Genomic DNA, 18,665 nt, shown 5'->3' with positions numbered 1-18,665 from the left:
AGCGACCGCGACACCCGAGGCCGTCGACGATCCGGGTGACCGGTCGTCGCACGGGACCGGGGATGGAGTCTGCATGCACGCACGTCGGTGGTTCGCACCTCTCGCGGTGATGGCCGCGGCGTTGCTTGCGGGCGGTGTCGCACTCGCCGCGATACCCGGATCCGCCTCGGCCTCAGTCTCCGCCGTGGCGTCGAAGGTGCTGCCAGCCAGGAGCGCGGTCGTGCTCGCGCCCGGCACCTCGGCCGTGAACCCGCTGACGCTCGCGGGCGGCTACACCGTCTACGCGCAGGGCAACGCGACGCTCGGCAACTCCGAGTTCGAGGGCAGCATCGCGGTGGGCGAGCGCCTGCGACTCACGCACAGCGCGACCTACCAGTTCGCCCACGTCATCGCCGGAACGGGCTCCTACGTGCTGCCGACGGTCGACGGCGACCCGACCCGGGTGCTCATCGGCGACTACGCCTCCGACCCCGCCAACAACCAGGGTCGCGTGCAGATCACGAGTCTGGGTGCGACCGAGCCGTCGCAGGTCGGCGACCTGAAGATCGTCGACCGCGCCGCGCCGTTCGTCTCGTTCACGCGCGGCGACTGGCTGCGCTATGCGCGCACCGCGGGCACCGACGACCCGCCGCTCATCGACGCGCAGAACCAGGACTACCCCGACGACGCGAACCCCCCTGGGACCTCGGCGGGCGACGGCAGCATCTTCACGTACGAGACCGGCGCCGACTCACGGGCGATCGTCGCCGACTACGTGCAGGCCAGTGCCGACGCGAACCAGGACGAGATCGACGAGTGCTTCGCGAACGTCGTCGACCCGACGCAGCTCGTGGGCCACCCCGTCGAGATCCTCGAGGACGCCGGCGATCGGATCGTGCTCGGGCCGCTCTCGCCCGACCAGCCGAACGTGCTCCAGTACGCCGACATCGAGGGTGCGAGCCTGCTGCAGTTCTCGGACGGCACGCCCGGCCCCCTGAATCCGCTCGTGATCCACGTCGCCGCGGGCACCACGACGATCATGCCGCCCGCGATCGACCCCGAGGGCACCTACTCGCCGTACACCGTCTGGGACCTATCGGAGGTGACCGGCGCGGTCACCATCAGCACCGGGGGGCGCGGTGACGGCTCGATCTACGCTCCCGACGCGAACGTGACCATCTCGGCCCAGCCGTGGGACGGCCAGATCATCGCGAACGACGTCACCATCCTCGGCGGCGAGGTGCACTCGTACCTGTTCGCCGGAGCCCTCCCGTGCGACACGCCGGTCGAGGAGGGCACGTTCTCGGTCGCGAAGGAGCTCTCGGGGGTCGCACCGGGCGACGTCGCCCCCGGAACGACCTTCCAGGTGCGCTATGTGGCCCTGGCCCCCGACGGCACCCGTTCGACCGGCGTGCTCGAACTGAGCCCGGACGGAACACCGGCGTCGCCCGACGTGCAGTTCCCGTTCGGCACCCGGATCGCGCTCTTCGAGGTCCCGCCCGACGACGACGTGCTGCCACCCGACCTCGCCTGGACAGACGTGACGTGGGACGGCGACACCACCTTCGTCATCGACGGGACGCATCCGACGACCGAGCTGGTCGTGACCGACACGGCCGCCCCGATCCCCGCGGGCTTCAGCGTGTCGAAGCAGCTCACCGGCTCCGGCGACACTGCGGTGCCGTCGGGCGCGGAGTTCACCCTGAGCTACACCGTGAACGGCGGCGACCCGATCGGCCTGACGGTCTCGCCCGACGATCCTGCGGTCGTCGCCGACCTCGAGGCCGGCGACGCCGTGACGATCGGCGAGATCGAGTTCCCCGAGGTCGAGGGCATCACGTGGGGCACGCCCGTCTGGACCGTCGACGGCGTGCCCGTCGAGCCCGATGCGAACGGCGACGTCACGTTCACGCTGGTCGGCGGCGAGACCATCGCCGTGCAGCTCACGAACGAAGCCGACGCCGTCGGCTGGATCGCGATCTCGAAGACGGTCGCGGGTGACGGATCGAGCGCCCTGCCCGATGGCACGATGTTCCCGCTGATCTACACGCTCGACGGCGGCGGGGAACAGACGACCGAGATCCCCGCTTCGGAGGCGATCACCTTCCCGCCGCTCCCCGCGGGCACCGTGGTGACCGTACGCGAGGGCGAGCTGCCCGAGATCCCGGGTGTCGAGTGGGGCGCGCCCGGATGGACGGTCGACGGTTCGCCGCAGGTGCCCGACGCCGACGGGAACATCACCTTCGTCGTCATGCCCGGGACGACCGTCTCGCTCTCGCTGACGAACACCATGGACGGCTTCGGCTCCCTCTCGGTCGTGAAGACGGTGACGGGGCCCGGTTCGGACCTCGTTCCGGCCGACACGGCGTTCCCGATCGAGTACCGCATCTCCAACGGCCCGATCATCACGACCGAGGTGACGGCCGGCGTTCCCGTGACTCGTGACGGCCTGCCCACCGGGGTTCCCGTGTCGGCGCGAGAGGCCGCGCAGCCCGACGTCCCCGGCGTCGTCTGGGGGTCGCCGACCTGGACCGTCGACGGCACCGTGCTGCAGCCCGATGCCGACGGCTGGGTCACCTTCGTGCCGACGACGGGCACCACGGTCGAGATCGAGCTCGAGAACACCGCGACGCAACCCGCACCGACGCCCACACCGACGCCGACGCCCGGTCCGACGCCGGACTCCGGCCTCGCCGAGAGCGGCTTCGACGGCGCGCAGTGGTCGGCGTTGGCGGTCGGCGCGATGATCGCGGGCGCGAGCGCGATGGCGGCAGCGGGCCTGGTCCGTCGTCGGACGAAGGGACACCGGGCCTGAACGTCCTCGGCGACGCGATGCGCGCCGAGCGACCCTCGGGCCGAACACGCTGAGCCGGCACCCCGAAGGTCGGCGGCCGGGTGCACTAGCGTTGGCCCCACGACTTGGGGGAGTCGCCGCAGCCCGTTCTCGGGTCGCGACGCAGCCCCCTTTCCATCGGGGGGATGGCGAGCGTGATCGATTCTGGGTCGGCACGAGGGCTCCGACGTCGCGGAGCGTTGCGAGCATCGGGAATCTGGGCCGTCTCGATCGTCGTCGCCCTCTCGCTGGTCGGGGTGATCGGCGATGCGGCCCTGGCATCGGATCGGCCGTCCGTGCGGGAGGCGTCGGCATCGACCGTGGTCGCCGAGGCCGTCGCCCCGGTCGAGCACGCGGAAGCGGATCTGCGGGTGCATCCGAGCATCCTGATCATCGCGACGCCCGAGCGCGTGGCACGGGTCGCGGCATCGCTCCGAGGTGCGACGGATGCCGTCGCCGAGGGCGAGGCCGCACTCGAGGCCGCAGCGGGTCGCACGCTCGACGATGCGGCCGCCGATCAACTCCGAGAGCTCGTCGATCGTCTGCATTCGACGGTGGAGTCGACGCGGGCGGCCCTGCACGACGGCCTGACGGTCGGACACGCGGCGGAGGTCGTCCGGGCATCGGGTTCGGCATCCTCGCTCGCCGAGACCCTCGACGAGGCGACGACCACGCTCGATGCGGACGCGGACGCCGCCGCGAGCTCGATCGCCCTCCTCGACGAAGCGGTCGCGGCATGGCAGCTCGAACAGGACCGCCTGGCCGAGGAGGCCCGACTCGCCGAGGAACGCGCGGCGGCCGCTGCCGCGCAGGCCGCCGCGGATGCCGCGGCATCCGAGTCCGCACTCGAAGGCCGGGACGACGGGGGCGACGGCGGAACCGACACGCCCGTGGCGACGGCGACACCCGGCCCGGCATCGGCCGACTGGACCGAGTACGTCTGGACCAGCGGATTCCAGGCCGAGCTCGACGCCTGCGCAGGCGGAGTGGATCTCTCCGGCACCTACGGCGTTCGGGTCGTCGGCGAGCACTGGCACTGCGGCGGCGCCGGATTCCCGACCTGGTCGGGTGCGATCGTCGACATGAGCGGCGTGATCTCGGGGCGCTACCGGGTCGAGGGCATCGCCGCGGTGCTCGACGGCGCGACCGCCGATTCGAACGACATCCCGGGCGGATTCGACCTGCTGTACCAGACCTGCCTCAACGACTCGCAGTCGCAGATGGCCTTCGTCGGGATGACGCGGATCGGATGAGCCAGGCAGCCGGCGCGACCGGCTGGTCCGAGACATCCTCGCGCCACGCGCTGAGGTCCTTGTCTTCGAGCGTCGGGCGACGATACTGTTCGGCCAATCGCCGACGATGGCGTCGCGCGGGGGTCACCTACGAGTAAGGGGATACCGCAATGAGTGATACCGAAACCAAGGGGATGTCCGGTTGGGTCGGGTGGGTCGGCTTCGCGGCCGTCGTCATCCTCCTGAACGGCCTGTTCAGCATCATCCAGGGCTCCATCGCCCTGATCGGCTCCAACTACTACTACGTCATCGGCGAGGGCGGCCTGGTGCTGTTCGACCTGACCGGGTGGGGCTGGTGGAACCTCATCATCGGCGCGCTCCTGGCGATCACCGGTTTCGCGCTGTTCAGCGGTGCGACCTGGGCCCGCGTGCTCGCCGTGATCATCGCGAGCCTCAGCGCCCTCGGACAGCTCTTCCTCATCCCGGCGCAACCGTGGTGGTCGCTCATCGTCATCGCGATCGACGTGCTCGTGATCTACGCCATCACGGTTCACGGCCGCGACCTGAAGCACTGACGCCGAACCCGCGCACGGGCATGAGAAAAGCCCCGATCCTGGCGAGAGGATCGGGGCTGTTCGTGCACCCCCTGGGACTTGAACCCAGAACCCACTGATTAAGAGTCAGTTGCTCTGCCGATTGAGCTAGAGGTGCGTGATTCGGGCTGTTTTTCGCTTTCCGAACCGAGAGATGACTCTAGCAGCACATCACGGCGAATCGCGAATCGAGGCCGCCGGCCCGAATCCGCCGGGCGTGTCGCGTCCGCGAGCGACATCGCGGACCCGGCCGGCGAGTCGGTCCCGATAGCCTGACACGGTGAACGGCGAACCCACCCCCTCCCCCGGCACCGACCTCTCAGAGGATCTGGCTCTCGCGCTCGAGCTGGCCGACCTCGCCGATCGCGTCGCGCTCGAGCGCTTCCGCTCGGCCGACCTCGCGATCTCGACGAAGCCCGACCGCACGTTCGTGACCGAGTCCGACCTCGCGGTCGAGCGGGCCATCCGCGACCGGCTGGCCGAGGCCCGCCCGTCCGACGGCATCCTCGGCGAGGAGTTCGGCCGAGACGACCGAGGCTCGCGGCAGTGGATCGTCGACCCGATCGACGGCACCTCGAACTTCCTCCGCGGCGTGCCGGTCTGGGGCGCGCTCATCTCCCTCGCGATCGACGGCACGCCGGTCGTCGGCGTCGCGTCGATGCCGACGTTCGGGCGTCGCTGGTGGGCCGCCCGCGGTCACGGAGCCTGGACGAACGCGACCACGACCGCGAGCGCAGCGGATGCCGCGGCCGCACCGGGCGACGACGAGAACGCCGAGTCGGCCTCCGTGCGCCGCGTCCGGGTGTCGGGCGTCGCCGATCTGGCCGACGCCTCGCTGAGCTTCCAGAGCATCGCGCAATGGCGCGACGCCGGACGCCTGCCCGAGCTCCTCGCGCTCGGCGAGGCCGTGTGGCGCGACCGCGCCTACGGCGACCTGTGGTCGTACATGCTCCTGGCAGAGGGGCTCGTCGACATCGTCGGCGAGTTCGACGTGAAGGAGTACGACCTGGCCGCGCTCGTGCCGATCGTCGAGGAGGCGGGCGGCGTGTTCACCTCGGTCGACGGCGTTCCCGGCCACGCCCACGGCTCGGCACTCGCGACGAACGGGGTGCTGCACGAGCAGGTGCTCGCGATCGTGGCCGCGCCACCGGCATCCGGCTCCCCCGTGGCATCCGGCGCCTCGAACGAGCCGAACGCATGACCGACCCGACCCGAGAGGCCCCCATCATCGACACGACGCCCGACCGCCCCGCCTTCGAGGTGTGCCTGTTCACCGAGCCGCAGCAGGGCGCGAGCTACGACACGCAGCTCGCCCATGCGCAGGCGACCGAGCGGTTCGGGTTCGACGGCTGGTTCCGCTCCGACCACTACCTGCGCATGGGCGGCGGCGACCCGCTGCCCGGGCCGACCGACGCGTGGACCACGCTCGCCGGACTCGCGCGCGAGACGAGTCGCATCCGCCTCGGCACGCTCGTGTCGTCGGTGACGTACCGCGTGCCCGGGATCCTCGCGATCCAGGTCGCGCAGGTCGACCAGATGTCGGGCGGGCGGGCCGAGCTCGGCCTCGGCACGGGCTGGTTCGCCGAGGAGCACGCTGCGTACGGCATCCCGTTCCCCGAGAAGCGGTTCGGCCTGCTCGACGAGCAGCTCGCGGTCGTGACGGGCCTGTGGGAGACGCCGGTGGGCTCGACGTTCGACTTCGCGGGCGAGCACTACACGCTCGAGGGTGCGCCGGCACTGCCGAAGCCCCATCAGCAGCGGGTGCCCCTGATCGTCGGCGGCGGCGGTCCGAAGCGCACGCCGGCCATCGCGGCGCGGTACGCGACCGAGTTCAACCTCGGGTTCCGAGGCGAAGACGAGATCATCGCGAAGTTCGAGGGCGTTCGCCGCGCGTGCGAGGCGATCGACCGCGATCCGGCGACCCTGAAGCTCTCGGTCGCGCTGCCCACGGTCGTCGCGACCGACGACACGACCTACCTGCGGCGCCTCGCGGCCATCGACGAGGACCCGGATACCTTCGCCGAGGTGAACGTCGCCGGCACGCCCGCCGCCGCGATCGACAAGATCGAGCGCCTGCGCGAGCTCGGCGCCGACCGCGTCTTCCTGCAGACCGTCGACCAGCTCGACCTCGAGCACGTCGAGCTGCTCGGCACCGAGGTGCTCCCCCAGCTGAGCGGGCGCGCATGAGCGAGCGGCCGAGGTCGGCGAGCGACACGACCGGCCCGACGGATGCCGCGGTCCACCCGGCCGCGCCCGAGACCGACGTGAGCCCCGGCCTCTACGAGCACTACAAGGGCAACCGCTACGAGGTGCTCGAGCTCGCCCGGCACTCCGAGACCGAGGAGTGGTTCGTCGTCTACCGAGCCCTCTACGGCGACCACGGCGTCTGGATCCGTCCGCTCGGCATGTTCGCCGAGACGGTCGACGGCGCCCGGGTGCCGCGGTTCAGGCGAGTCGAGACACCCTGAGCCGGACGTCGGGGCCCGAGCGGAGCCCCGACGCCCTGCGCCGTCAGGTCGACGCGGCGAAGCGCGTTGCGCCCGCTGCGCCGCGGCGGCCGCTCAGCTCGTGCAGGCGCGCCCGTTGAGCGTGAATTGCCACGGCTCGGCCGCCGGTCCCGTGCCCGAGACCACGATCAGGGTCTTCTTGCCCGGTGCGAGCTTCGCGAGCCGCTTGGGAGCGTCGACGGTCACCACGGCGCCGACCTGCTTCGCCGAACCCCCGAGCACCCCGGTCACCTTCTGCGGCCCGGAGAAGGTCCACGTCAGCTGCCACGGGTCGAGCGTCGTGGTGCCGCGGTTCTCGAGCACGACCACGGCCGCGAAGCCCTTGCCGATGCGCGTTCCCGTGACGTCGACGTCGCACGCGAGCGGGGCGAGGGCGGGCGAGGCGAGCGAGACGAGCTCTCGTGCCTGCACGGCGAACCACTGTCCGGCGGCCGGGTCCTCGATCCCGCGCGCGGGGTCGAGCGGGCCGGCCGTGCCGCGGTAGCACTTGCCGTCGGATTCGCCGGGCACCTTGATCCAGAGGTAGGCGTCGACGAGCGCCACGCCGGTGTCGGTGGTCGGCAGCGCGCCCGCGCCGCGGGCGGGTGGGTTGCACCAGTCCTCGTGCACCGGGTAGGCGCCCGCCGGATACTGCCACGGTCCGAGGCCGTTTCGACTGGTGTCGATCACGAAGCGCGTGCTCGGTTCGACGCCCGCGAGGATGCTCGCGTAGCGGGAGTCCACGCCGGCTGTGTTGGCCGCCGGGTCGGCCGCGTCGGTGCTCCATTCGGCGTACTGGCTCATGGCGACGCCCTGCCAGCCGTTGGCGGGTCCGCCGTTCCAGTACTGGTTGCCGCAGTCGCCGAACGCGCCGGGATTCACCTGCGTGACGTAGGCGATGCACGAGGAGACCCAAGTGCCGAAGGACGTGGAGTTCGCGGTGAACTGGTAGTTCGAGGCGTTCAGGAAGAACCCGTCGGCGCGTTCGACGCCCGCCTTGATGAGGCGGTCGGAGATCTCGCCGACGTTCAGCCAGCTCGCGCCGGTTCCGTCGAGGTAGACGGATGTCGCGGCGCCGGCCTTGAGGCGATCGACGGCGCCGTTCAGCTGGGCGAACCGATCCGACGTCGCAGTGGCGGGATCGAGCTCGGCCGGCTGGCACCATTCCTGCTGGCCGTCGAGGGTCGTGTAGTGCGGGATGATGCCGACCCCGTCGGGTTCGAGGATGACGGTAGCCGACCGATCGCCGATGCCGGCCGCGACTCCGTCGACCCAGGCCTCGTAGGCGGCCGTGTCCGCAGCACCACCGGCCGAGTACTGGGCGCAGTCGCGGAACGGCAGGTTGTAGACGACGAGCAGCGGCATCTCGCCTCGCGCCGTCGCGCGGTCGACGATCGAGTCGGCCGCAGCCCGGGCCTCGGCCGGGGTGCCCTTCGTGATCCACGAACCCGACGGGATGCTCCCGAGCAGCTGGGCGTCGGCGCGGGCCTGGCCGCTCAGCGTCTGGGCTGCTTCGAGCGTGGTGCTGAGCGGGTCGACGTAGAGCGTCGACCCGGCGAGGCCCACGGGTTCGTCGGCCGAGGCCGGTGCCGCCAGGGCGGTCAGGCTGACCGTCAGCAGGCCGGCCGCGGCGACCGCCGCGCCGGTCCGCCAGATGTGTCGGGGGTGGGAAGTCATCGTCACGCTCCAGGATCTTCGTCGACCAGCACGGATTCGCATCCGCCGGAACATCTGACTCTCACATCGTGAGAGCGCTCTCATCGTCGAGGGCGATCCCCACGATTCCGTGCATCGCGGTCCGGTGTCAAGGGGTCGCGTCCGTCGAACGCACTGCGGCGGCTCTGCGCCGCCTCGACGCGGAGCGCAGCGCCCGGCGGCACCCATACGATGGCAGGCAGGCCCGAACGACAGGAGACGCGTGATCCGTGGACCTCGCAGCATCGGTCCCGACGAGGTCCGATGTTCCGCATGATCCTGCCTGCGACGCTCCCCGATGTGCTCGAGGCGGAGGCCGGCACCGGCGCACGGCTCGGCGCGATCGACGCCGACGCCGCCGCCGAGCGCACGCGCGCCGACTACGGCCGAACGTCGCGATGGGCGCTCGGACTGCTCGGCACGGCGGGTGCGGCGGTCGCGGTGCTCATCACGAGCTTCGCGATCGAGGTGCTCGCGTCGGGCGCAGACCCGCTCGGCGACGCCGTGTTCGCCGCGTTCGTCATCCTGGTCGCCGCGGCCTTCGGCGTGCCGTCCATCGTGCTGCTCGTGGGGCTGCACCGCTCCGGGCGCAGGCTCGCGCGGGCGGCCGCGTACTGGGCTGAGCTCCCGTACGCGCACGGCCGCCGAGCACCCGGGCGGGGCGACTGGTTCGCGGTTCGCTTCGCCGGGTACTCGGGCGACCTCCTCCCCCGCCTGATCACGTCCTCGCTCGCCGGCCTCGCCGCGGTCTTCGCGGCGTCGGCGGCGATCCGCGCCCTGGTGATCGCCGCGCCCGTGTCGCAGACCGCATTGTGGGCGGGTTGGGCCGTGCTGTTCGCGTGCGTCTGCTGCGGGCAGTTCGGCGGCGTGCAGCGCATCCAGAACGGCCTGCTCGCACGCGAGCCGGCCTGACGCCAGTCGCTCGCCGCGGCATCCGTCGATCGCCCCTGAGCGCCCTCAGGCCTTCGGAGGCCGCGGCGACCGCCTGCTGATCGCGACGCCGGCGAGGCACAGCGCGCCGCCGATCATGCCGAGCAGGGTGGGCAGCTCGCCGAGCAGCAGCCGGCTCAGCAGCACGACGATCGCCGGGACCGCGAGCGTGGCCGAGGCCGTGAGCCCGGCCGGGGTGCGCTTGAGCACGTACGCCCAGAGCAGGAACGCGATCGCGGTCGGGAACACCCCGAGGTACGCCATCGCCCAGACGGCGGGCGCCGGTGCGACGGCGAGCTCGCCGACCGCCTGCGGCAGGAACGGCAGCAGCACCGCGGCACCGATCGCGCACCCCACCCAGGTCGCGCTGAGGGCGTCGGCCGTGCGCAGGGCGACCTTCTGCACGAGCACGCCGAGCGCGTAGAGCACGGCGGCGAGGATGCCGAGCGCGATGCCGAGCGGATCGCTGTGCGCGCCGACGCCCCCGGTGGCGATGACGACGACGCCGACGAACGCGACGAGCATGCCGATCATGAGCGACCGCGGGAAGCCCTCCTTGAGGAACGCGCCCGCGGCGAGCGCGACGAGCAGCGGTGCGATGTTCACGAGCATGGCGGCCGTGCCCGCGTCGAGGTGGCGTTCGGCGAGGTTGAGCACGAGCGTGTAGCCCGCGAACCAGAGCACGCCGTAGAGCGCGATGAGCGCGAGCGTGCGTCCGCGCGGCAGGGGCGGACGGCGGATGATCGCGACCGAGATGAGCGCGGCGGCGCCGACGAGCTGGCGGCCGAGCGCGAGCGGTCCGGGTGAGATCGCGTCGCCCACGTACCGGATCGCGATGAACGCCGAGGCCCACAGCACGAGCACGACGGCCATCGCGGCGAGCACGCGCCATCCGGTCGTCGAGGTCGAGGCGGGCGAGACGAGCGTCGGTGCGGGCACGGATGACTCGGCGGAAGTGGTGCGCATGGGTGAAGCCTGCTCGAGACCACGCTGAAGAACAAGCGAACGATCATTGGCATTCATGTAGCAACGCTGTAGTGTCGGGCCATGGTCGACCCGCATCGCCTCACCGTGTTCCGTGCCGTCGTGCAGACCGGCTCGATCAATCGGGCCGCCACGAGGCTCGGCTACACGGCGTCCGCGGTGAGCCAGCACGTCAGCGCACTCCAGCGTGAGACGGGTCTCACGCTCGTCGAGCGTCGTGGCCGAGGCATCGTGCCCACGGCGGCCGGCGTGGCCGTCGCCGAACGGGCCGCGCGCGTGCTCGACCACCTCGCCGACTTCGACGGCGTCGTCGACGACCTGCGCACGGGTCGCACCGGCACCGTGCGCATCGGAACGTTCTCGTCGGCGAACCGCGCGTGGCTGCCGCAGGTCGTCGCCGCCCTCGCCCGCGAGTTCCCGCAGCTCAGGCTCGAGCTCACGATGATCGAGCTGCGCGGACAGCTCACCGGCGACCCCGACATCGAGCTGTACGTCGCCGAGTCCGTGCGCGCCGACCGGGACCCGTCCGCAGGCGAGGGCGTGGCCGACGCGTACGACCTCGAGGAGCTCCGCGGCGAGGGCTACGTCGTGGTCGTGCCCGCCGGCCACGCGCTCGCCGGCCGCACCGAGGTCGGCCTCGCCGAACTCGCCGACGAGCCGTGGATCGACAACGACCACAGTCGCGGTCCGTGCCGCGAGATCGTGATGGCCTCCGCGGCGACGGCCGGCTTCGCGCCGCGCTTCCGCATCCAGGCGCCCGACTACACGAGCGCGTTCGACTACGTCGCGACCGGCGTCGGGGTCACCGTGCTCCCCCGGCTCGGGGCGATCGCCCTGCCGCCCGGCACGGTCATGATCCCGATCACGGATGCCGCGGCCCGCCGCCGCATCATGATGCGGGTCAAGCGCACGATGCGCACCAACCCCGCCGTGCATCGCGCGAGCGAACTGCTGCGCGCGGCATCCGCCGCCTGACCACGCGCACTCCGAGACCACGAGAGGCCGCCCCGAAGGACGGCCTCTCATGGAGTTCCACAACGTGCGACAACGGCTGATGGTGGAGATGGGGGGAATTGAACCCCCGTCCATCGCTGAGTTTCCACGCCTTCTCCGGGCGCATCCTGTGCAAGCGTTCTGCTCGGCCCCGACCTTTGCCACAGGCACCTAAGTCGACAGGCCCAGCCTGAAGAAAGTCCCACACGGCGCTCAGGCGACGACGTGCAGCGAGTTTCCTAGATGACGCCAGCGACCGGGGCGGAAACGAACCCGGGCTGACGGACTATCGAGCTCGCTTAAGCAGCGAGGGCGAAGTCAGACTGCGTCTTATTGGCAGTTATTTTTTTCCAGAGATCGTTTACGAGATAACCCTGGATCCTCGGCCCGCTTCTCGTGGGTACACAGACGATGTCGAAACCGATCATCCCCATGTCGCACCGCCCGGTCGTACCGGTTCGGCGAGCCGTTGTCACACGCTGTGGAGTTTCCAATGCCGCCCGAACCCGAGGGTTGCGCGGCCTTACAGGATACAACAGTCGGCGGGCGCTGTCATTCCCGATTCAGGCCGACCGCGGCATCCGAGGCCCTCGTCGAGCGGATGCCGCGGCGAACGCGCACCGCGGGCCCGCCCGTCATCGTTCATCGGCCCGTAACCTACGGCGAGCGCCGAGCACGTAGCGTCCCCACATGGCCACGTTGCACGCGACCGACGTTCGACCGGCGTCACCGAAGATCCGGCCGGGGCGAGGATGCCCGGCATGATCGGCCGCGTCGACCCGTTCATCGGAACCGAGGCGACCGCGCTCCCCGCGCAGACGGGGCTCGCGGCGACCTGGTGGTGGCCGAAGCCGCAGGTCGGCAACACGCATCCGGGTGCGACGTATCCGCTCGGCATGGTCTCGGCCTGCGCGTACTCCGGCGCCTACCCGACGGGCTACGGCCGGTACGACCTCGGCACCGAGGGACTGCCGGTCGCGATCCACGATCGCCCCGTGGCCTCGGGGTTCACGCATTTCCAGCAGTCGGGCACCGGCGCGATCCGCAAGTACTACAACTACTTCCGGGTGACGCCCATGATCGAGCCGCTCGACGAGCTCGGCCGCCAGTGGGACATCACCGACGAGACGGCGGAGCCCGGGTACTACCAGGCGACGCTCGAGAACGGCATCCGCTCCGAGCTCACGGTCGGGCCGAAGAGCGCCGTGCACCGGTACACCTTCCCGCGGCATCGCAACGCCCGGGTCGTGATCGACTTCTCGCTCGGCGGTCTCGGCATCCCCTATGGCGAGACGATCCCGCTGCGGGCCAAGCTCGAGTCGGTGGGTCCGGGCGTCGCGCAGGGCGAGATCGTCGTCGAGGGCACGCCGCTCGCGGTCTACATCGAGTGCGACGCGAGTTCGTGGCGGCAGATGCTCTGGTACGACCGACGACTGATGCCGGGCGGCACGCGCCTCGCGTTCGACCACATCCGGCCGACGACCCTGCGGCCGTTCGGGCTCATGTGGGCCGGGCCGAGCGAGCCCGGCCAGTCGATCGAGGTGCGCATCGGCTTCTCGCTGCGCGGGGTCGAGCAGGCGAAGGCGAACCTGCGCGCCGACTGCGGCGAGGGCGACTCGCGGTTCACCCCTCGACGCGAGCGCACGCGCAAGACCTGGCGACGTCAGCTGAAGGCGATCGCGGTCGACGCCCCGAGCGCCGAGCGCGACACCGTGTTCTCGACGGCGCTCTACCACTCGCTCATCAAGCCGTGCCTCGCACCAGAGGAGAGCCCGTTCTGGCCCACCGACGGGCCGTTCGTGTTCGACCTGTCGACCATGTGGGACATCTACCGCACGCAACTGCCGCTCATCACCGCGCTCATGCCCGAGCGCGCGATCGAGCTGGGCACGGCGCTGCTGACCATCTGCGAGGAGGAGGGCAACTTCCCGATCGGCTACCGCATGGCGCGAGGCAGCGACCGGTTCTCGCGGCAGGGCAGCGCGCTCGCGCAGACGTTCCTCGCCGACCTGTGCCAGCTCGACCTGCCGGGCGTCGACTGGGACTGGGCACTCGTGCACATGAATGCCGACCTCCGGCGCACCTACGGAGAGGACTTCCTGCTTCGCGGGCACGCGCATCCGATCAGTCACACGCTCGATCTCGCGTTCGGCTACTGGTGCACGTCCAAGGTGGCCGAACGCGTCGGCGACCGTGCGCTCGTCGAGCAGTTCGTCGGCCTCTCGTCGCGGTGGCGCAACGCGTTCGACCTCGAGACGGGCCTCCTCGTCGATTCGACGTTCTACGAGGGCAGCCGGTACAACTACTCGTTCCGCCTGCTGCACGACATGCGCGGCCGCATCGATCTCGCGGGCGGCGACGAGCGATTCGTCGACATGCTCGACCGATTCTTCGGCTACGGTGCGCAGCCCGTGCAACAGCCAGGGCTCCAACCGGGCATCGACGAGATCACGGCGGGCTACGCGCTCGGCCGGTTCGAGGGCATGAACAACGAGCCCGACATGGACGCCCCGTGGGCCTATCACTACGCGGGCCGGCCCGACCGCACCGCCGAGGTGGTGCACGCCGCGGTGCAGCAGCAGTTCGGCACCGGCCGGGGCGGGCTGCCGGGCAACGACGACTCCGGAGGCCTCAGTTCCTGGTACGTGTGGGCGTCGCTCGGGCTGTTCCCCGTCGCCGGTCAGAACCTGTTCCTCGTGAACGCGCCCGCGCATGCCGAGAGCCGAATCGCGTTCAGCGGCGGCGACCTCGCGATCGAGACGAGGGGCTTCGTCGAGCCCCGGCACGACGGTCCCCCGCAGTACGTGCAGTCGGTCCGCCTGAACGGCGATCCGATCGATCGCACGTGGCTCCGCGGCGACGAGGTGCACCGCGGCGGCCGATTACTCGTCGAGCTCGGGCCCGAGCCCGGCGCGTGGGGCACGGACGCCCGACCGCCCTCGACCCCGAGCGGATGACCCGGCACGACCGCCAGCGCTGAAAGGAACCGTCATGAGCACCAAGCCACGCAATCGCCTCGTCATCGTCAATCGCGCCGACCCCGTGATCTGCGGGCACTCGGTCGAGGGTCGCAACCTCGCCGAGGCCGCGATCGAACGCGGCTTCGACGAGGTGCGCATCATCACCTGGCCGATCGAACGCCTCGAAGCGACGGGCCTGCCGCTGAAACCGCTCGACACGATGCTGCCGTACAGCGAGGGCATCTTCGTCGAACGACCCGACCCGGTCGGCGACTACAAGGTGCCCGACGGCCGCTATCTCGCGGGCATCACGGGCCGCCTGATCGAGCTGTTCACCGACGGCGTTCCGACGGTCTGCCTCTCGCTGTACCTGAGCCCGCACACCATCGCCGTGGCCGACGCCGTGCGCGCCGCGTGGAACACGGGCCTCCCGGTCAACGTCACCACGATCGCCGAGGCCGTCGGGTCGGATGTCACGAACGTCGTGCGCTCGTGCGTCGAGGAGGGTCGCTTCGGCGCGGCCGCGCACGTGCTGTCGAGCTACCTCTCGCAGGACCACTGCGTGGCGGTCTCGGAGTACACGCGCGAGCTCATCGTCTCGTCGGCGGCCGAGATCGACGCCGTGCACGGCACCGCGTTCGCCGAGCAGTGCCGCCAGCGCATCGAGATCTCGTACCCGGCGATCGACACGTCGGCGTATCTCGACCTCGATCCGGCCGTCATCGAGGCGACGCTCGCGGTGCGCGGCCTCGAACGCGACGGCTACGTGCTGTTCCTCTCGCGCCTGACGAAGGCGAAGGGCGTCGACGACCTCATCACGGGCTTCGAGCGCACGGGCGCGAACGAGCGGCTGAAGCTCGTCATCGTTGGTCGCGGGCCCGAGGAGCAGGCGCTCCGAGCGTTCGCGGCCGCCTCGCCCATCGCCGACCGCATCGTGTTCTTCGACGACGTCGACGACGCCGAGAAGCCGTACCTCATGGCCGGCTGCGCCGCCTACGTGCTGCCGAGCAAGCCGCGTCCGGAGTTCGTCGAGACCTTCGGCATCGCGCTGGCCGAGCAGATGCTCGCGGGCGGCGGCGCGGTGATCACGACCGACACGGGCGGCATCATCGAAGCGGTCGGCGATCACGCCGCGATCGTGCCCGTCGACGACCCCGACGCGATCGCCGCGGCGATCGACGCGGCACTCGCCCGCACGCCCGCCGAGCGTGCCGAACGTGCGGTCGCCGCGCGTGCCCACGCCCTGCAGTTCGATCGCGGCGTGGTGTTCGAGCGGCTGTTCGACCGGGCCGGGGCGCTCCCGGCACGGTTGCCCGTCTGAGCCGGCGGCGGCGCCCGAGCAGGTCGGGCGCCGCCGCCACCCCTCCGGTGTCCGCACCTCGGCCTAGGCTGGGCATGTCGAAGAGGGGGACCCATGCAGACCGCCATCACCGTCACCGGGCGCGCCGAATCCCGCGTCGCTCCTGAGCTCGCGGCAGTGCCGCTCTCCGTCGGCAGCTCGGGCGAGGCTCGCGACGAGGTCGTCGCCCGCACCGGTGCGGCGCACGAACGCCTGCTCGCGGCCGTGCGCGAGCTCGAGTCATCCGGAGCCCTCGAGACCTGGTCGGCGCCGCAGCTGCGCGTGTGGTCCCATCGGCCGTGGAACGCCGACGGCCGTCAGCTGCCCCTCGTGCACGAGGCGAGCGCCGACGTCGAGGTCGTCTTCCGCGACTTCGACCGGCTGGGCGAGTGGCTCGGCGTCGTCACCGGCTCAGCCGAGCTCACGGTCGGCGGCATCGACTGGCGGTTGACGGATGCCTCGCGCACGCGCGCCCGGGAATCCGCCCAGCGAGCGGCGATCGCCGATGCGGTCGCCAAGGCGGGCGTATACGCCTCAGCCCTCGGGCTCGGCACCCCGGTCGCGGTCGAGGTGACCGATCACGGGCTGCTCGGCTCGGCTCCCTCGCCCATGCCGAAGGCCATGATGATGCGCGCCGCGGCAGATGTCGGCGGCCCCGCAGCAACCGAGTTCGCGCCGCAGGAGCTCGTCATCGAGGCATCCGTCGACGCGAGGTTCGTGGCCGAACCGGCCTGATCGGCAGGCGTCGACGGCGCGCACCCGACGCGGAATTGAAAACCGCGCGCTACTTGGTATTGTGATCGGCGCCCACCGACGCACTGCAAAGGAGCAGCATGGCCACGTCCACCCCCACGGCCGATTCGCCCGCCACCCCGACGGCGAAGCCCCGGAAGCGCCGCCTCAAGCGCGCACTCGTCATCACGGCCTCCGTCATCGGCGGACTGGCGCTCGTGGTCGGCGCGCTCGGCGCGTGGTTCCTCTACTCGCCCATGCCCGCCGAGCCCGAACTCGCGGCGACGGTCGAGACCCACGCGCTCACGGTCGACGGCCTCGAGCGCACGTACACGACCGTCGTGCCCGACGACCTGCCCGCCGACGCCCCCATGATCCTCGCGTTCCACGGATCGAACGCGAACGGCGCCCAGATGCGCACCATGACCGGCTACCGATTCGACGAGCTCGCCGTCGAGCGGGGCTTCATCGCGGTCTACCCCGACGGCTACCGGAACACGTGGCACGACTGCCGCACCTCGACGCCGTACCCGGCTCGCCTCGACGACATCGACGACGTCGCATTCACCGAGGCGATCATCGGCGCGACCGAGGCCGAGTACGGCATCGACCGCTCGCGCGTGTTCGCCACGGGGCTCTCGAACGGCGGGCACTTCTCGATGCGCCTCGGCGCCGAACGGCCCGACCTCGTGAAGGCGTTCGCGGCGTTCGCGGCGGCGTATCCCGAGGCCTCGAACTTCTCGTGCACCGACTCGACGACTCCGGAGGCCGCGATGTTCGTGCTCGGGACGGCCGACCCGATCAATCCCTTCACCGGCGGCGAGGCGAGCGCCTTCGGCACCGACCTCGGCATGGTCAACTCCGCGGATGATTCGGCGCGCCTCTGGGCCGAGCGCAACGGCATCACCGCCGAACCCGTCGTCACGAGGGTGAAGGACGGCGTCGAGACCGAAGACGGCGAGGTGACCCGCACGGTCTACGGTGCGGACACCGCTGCTCCGGTCGTGCTCTACGCGGTAGAGGGCGGCGGCCACGTCGTGCCCAACCCGAAGTACTCGCAACCGCGCATCATGGGCGGCACCACGCAGGACCTCGACGGTCCGCTCGCGGCGGTCGAGTTCTTCCTCGGACTGGGGTGATCCGGGGTCGCGTCAGTCGGCAGCGACCAGCAGACGCTCGAGCCGTGCGAGCTCGTCGAGCGAGAGGCCCGAGGCGAGCAGGTACTCGCGTGCCGAGCCGTGCGCCCGCTCGACGGTCTCGATGGCGCCCTCGATGGCCTCGCGCGGGCTGCCGCCCATGAGCGTGCGCAGCGCGGGGCTGTCGGGAACGCCGTACCGCCCGATGAGCTCGATCATCTCTTCGAGCCACTCGCCCGCGAGGTTGCCCTCGGTGCGCGCGTAGTCGTCGATGACGGCCTCGCGATCGACGCCGACCGCCAGCAGGGCGATCGCGACGACGACGCCGGTACGGTCCTTGCCGGCCGTGCAGTGCACCAGCACCGAGCGCTCGCCGGCACTCGAGATCTCGCGCACGGCATCGACGACGATCGGCGCGTGCATCGTCACGATGCGGTCGTAGAGCGCCTCGAGCGAGATGCCCGCCGTGCCCTGCGAGGCGCCGGAGCCCTCGAAGACGGGCAGGCGCAGCACCTCGACGTCGAGGCCGTCGATGTCGTCGGGCATGCGCGCGGCCTCGTTCTCGTCGCGCAGGTCGATGATGATGCCGACGCCGAGCTCGCGGAGCTGCTCGCGGCCCTCGTCGCCGATGCGGTACAGCCCGTCGGAGCGGTAGAGCACGCCGTCGCGCACCGTTCCGGTGGCGGCGGGAAGCCCCCCGACGTCGCGGAAGTTGTAGGTGCCGGCAACCGGGATGCGCGTCGGAGTCTTCATCGCGTCGAGCCTACTCCGCG

15 protein-coding genes, 1 tRNA gene and 1 other RNA gene are annotated in these 18,665 nt (G+C 71.1%); 12 read left to right on the top strand and 5 right to left on the bottom strand.

Annotated features, from left to right (window positions below; translation table 11 throughout):
• Positions 1-73: 73 nt before the first annotated feature.
• The 3 genes from BM342_RS09105 (at position 74) to BM342_RS09095 (ending at position 4,619) form a co-directional block, all read left to right on the top strand.
• Positions 74-2,794, top strand: coding sequence for a collagen-binding domain-containing protein (locus BM342_RS09105; protein ID WP_092965053.1), 2,721 nt, complete (start codon positions 74-76; stop codon positions 2,792-2,794).
• 218 nt (positions 2,795-3,012) lie between these two features.
• The gene (locus BM342_RS09100; RefSeq protein WP_092965052.1) at positions 3,013-4,065 is read left to right on the top strand and encodes a hypothetical protein; all 1,053 of its coding nucleotides are present in this window, start codon (positions 3,013-3,015) and stop codon (positions 4,063-4,065) included.
• Between the two features lie 149 nt (positions 4,066-4,214).
• Positions 4,215-4,619: a DUF7144 family membrane protein gene (locus BM342_RS09095; protein WP_092965051.1), complete on the top strand. Its 405-nt coding sequence runs from the start codon at positions 4,215-4,217 to the stop codon at positions 4,617-4,619.
• Positions 4,620-4,682: 63 nt separating this feature from the next.
• Here the strand turns inward: BM342_RS09095 and BM342_RS09090 are convergent.
• Positions 4,683-4,755 (bottom strand) — tRNA-Lys (locus BM342_RS09090).
• A 162-nt stretch (positions 4,756-4,917) separates the two neighbouring features.
• Between BM342_RS09090 and BM342_RS09085 the strand changes: the two genes are divergently transcribed.
• Genes BM342_RS09085 through BM342_RS09075 form a run of 3 tightly spaced genes read left to right on the top strand, consistent with a single transcriptional unit; the run spans position 4,918 to position 7,105 of the window.
• Positions 4,918-5,838, top strand: coding sequence for an inositol monophosphatase family protein (locus BM342_RS09085; protein ID WP_092965050.1), 921 nt, complete (start codon positions 4,918-4,920; stop codon positions 5,836-5,838).
• Complete coding sequence (locus tag BM342_RS09080; protein WP_092965049.1) at positions 5,835-6,824, top strand: LLM class F420-dependent oxidoreductase; 990 nt, start codon at positions 5,835-5,837, stop codon at positions 6,822-6,824. Before BM342_RS09085 ends, BM342_RS09080 begins: the two co-directional genes overlap by 4 nt.
• Positions 6,821-7,105: a DUF1653 domain-containing protein gene (locus BM342_RS09075; protein WP_092965048.1), complete on the top strand. Its 285-nt coding sequence runs from the start codon at positions 6,821-6,823 to the stop codon at positions 7,103-7,105. Before BM342_RS09080 ends, BM342_RS09075 begins: the two co-directional genes overlap by 4 nt.
• Positions 7,106-7,198: 93 nt before the next feature.
• Here BM342_RS09075 and BM342_RS09070 read toward each other — a convergent pair whose 3' ends face one another.
• Positions 7,199-8,800, bottom strand: a complete 1,602-nt coding sequence (locus BM342_RS09070; RefSeq protein ID WP_092966737.1) for a glycoside hydrolase family 6 protein — start codon at positions 8,798-8,800, stop codon at positions 7,199-7,201.
• Positions 8,801-9,091: 291 nt separating this feature from the next.
• Here BM342_RS09070 and BM342_RS09065 point away from each other — a divergent pair, with 291 nt between their 5' ends.
• Positions 9,092-9,730, top strand: coding sequence for a hypothetical protein (locus BM342_RS09065; protein ID WP_143109802.1), 639 nt, complete (start codon positions 9,092-9,094; stop codon positions 9,728-9,730).
• Positions 9,731-9,775: 45 nt separating this feature from the next.
• Here the strand turns inward: BM342_RS09065 and BM342_RS09060 are convergent, their stop codons facing one another.
• The gene (locus BM342_RS09060) at positions 9,776-10,714 is read right to left on the bottom strand and encodes a DMT family transporter (protein WP_143109801.1); all 939 of its coding nucleotides are present in this window, start codon (positions 10,712-10,714) and stop codon (positions 9,776-9,778) included.
• 81 nt (positions 10,715-10,795) lie between these two features.
• On the opposite strand from BM342_RS09060, the gene BM342_RS09055 reads away from it, so the two are divergent.
• Positions 10,796-11,707: a LysR family transcriptional regulator gene (locus BM342_RS09055; RefSeq protein WP_092965046.1), complete on the top strand. Its 912-nt coding sequence runs from the start codon at positions 10,796-10,798 to the stop codon at positions 11,705-11,707.
• Between the two features lie 80 nt (positions 11,708-11,787).
• Here the strand turns inward: BM342_RS09055 and ssrA are convergent.
• Positions 11,788-12,157, bottom strand: a transfer-messenger RNA (tmRNA) gene (ssrA, locus tag BM342_RS09050).
• Between the two features lie 329 nt (positions 12,158-12,486).
• On the opposite strand from ssrA, the gene BM342_RS09045 reads away from it, so the two are divergent.
• The 4 genes from BM342_RS09045 (at position 12,487) to BM342_RS09030 (ending at position 17,895) form a co-directional block, all read left to right on the top strand.
• On the top strand, positions 12,487-14,682 hold the full coding sequence (locus BM342_RS09045; RefSeq protein ID WP_092966733.1) for a glycoside hydrolase domain-containing protein: 2,196 nt from the start codon (positions 12,487-12,489) through the stop codon (positions 14,680-14,682).
• Between the two features lie 34 nt (positions 14,683-14,716).
• Positions 14,717-16,006: a glycosyltransferase gene (locus tag BM342_RS09040; RefSeq protein ID WP_092965045.1), complete on the top strand. Its 1,290-nt coding sequence runs from the start codon at positions 14,717-14,719 to the stop codon at positions 16,004-16,006.
• A gap of 93 nt (positions 16,007-16,099) precedes the next feature.
• The gene (locus tag BM342_RS09035) at positions 16,100-16,759 is read left to right on the top strand and encodes an SIMPL domain-containing protein (protein WP_092965044.1); all 660 of its coding nucleotides are present in this window, start codon (positions 16,100-16,102) and stop codon (positions 16,757-16,759) included.
• A gap of 98 nt (positions 16,760-16,857) precedes the next feature.
• Positions 16,858-17,895: a CE1 family esterase gene (locus BM342_RS09030; RefSeq protein WP_092965043.1), complete on the top strand. Its 1,038-nt coding sequence runs from the start codon at positions 16,858-16,860 to the stop codon at positions 17,893-17,895.
• Between the two features lie 12 nt (positions 17,896-17,907).
• Here the strand turns inward: BM342_RS09030 and BM342_RS09025 are convergent, their stop codons facing one another.
• Positions 17,908-18,645 (bottom strand): tyrosine-protein phosphatase, encoded by a 738-nt coding sequence (locus BM342_RS09025; RefSeq protein WP_092965042.1) that lies wholly within the window; start codon positions 18,643-18,645, stop codon positions 17,908-17,910.
• Between the last annotated feature and the right edge of the window lie 20 nt (positions 18,646-18,665).

Source organism: Agromyces sp. CF514 (assembly GCF_900113185.1).
In the GTDB taxonomy this organism is placed as follows: domain Bacteria; phylum Actinomycetota; class Actinomycetes; order Actinomycetales; family Microbacteriaceae; genus Agromyces.
Note: the sequence above shows the minus strand (reverse complement) of the source record. Positions and strands in the feature narration are given on the sequence as shown.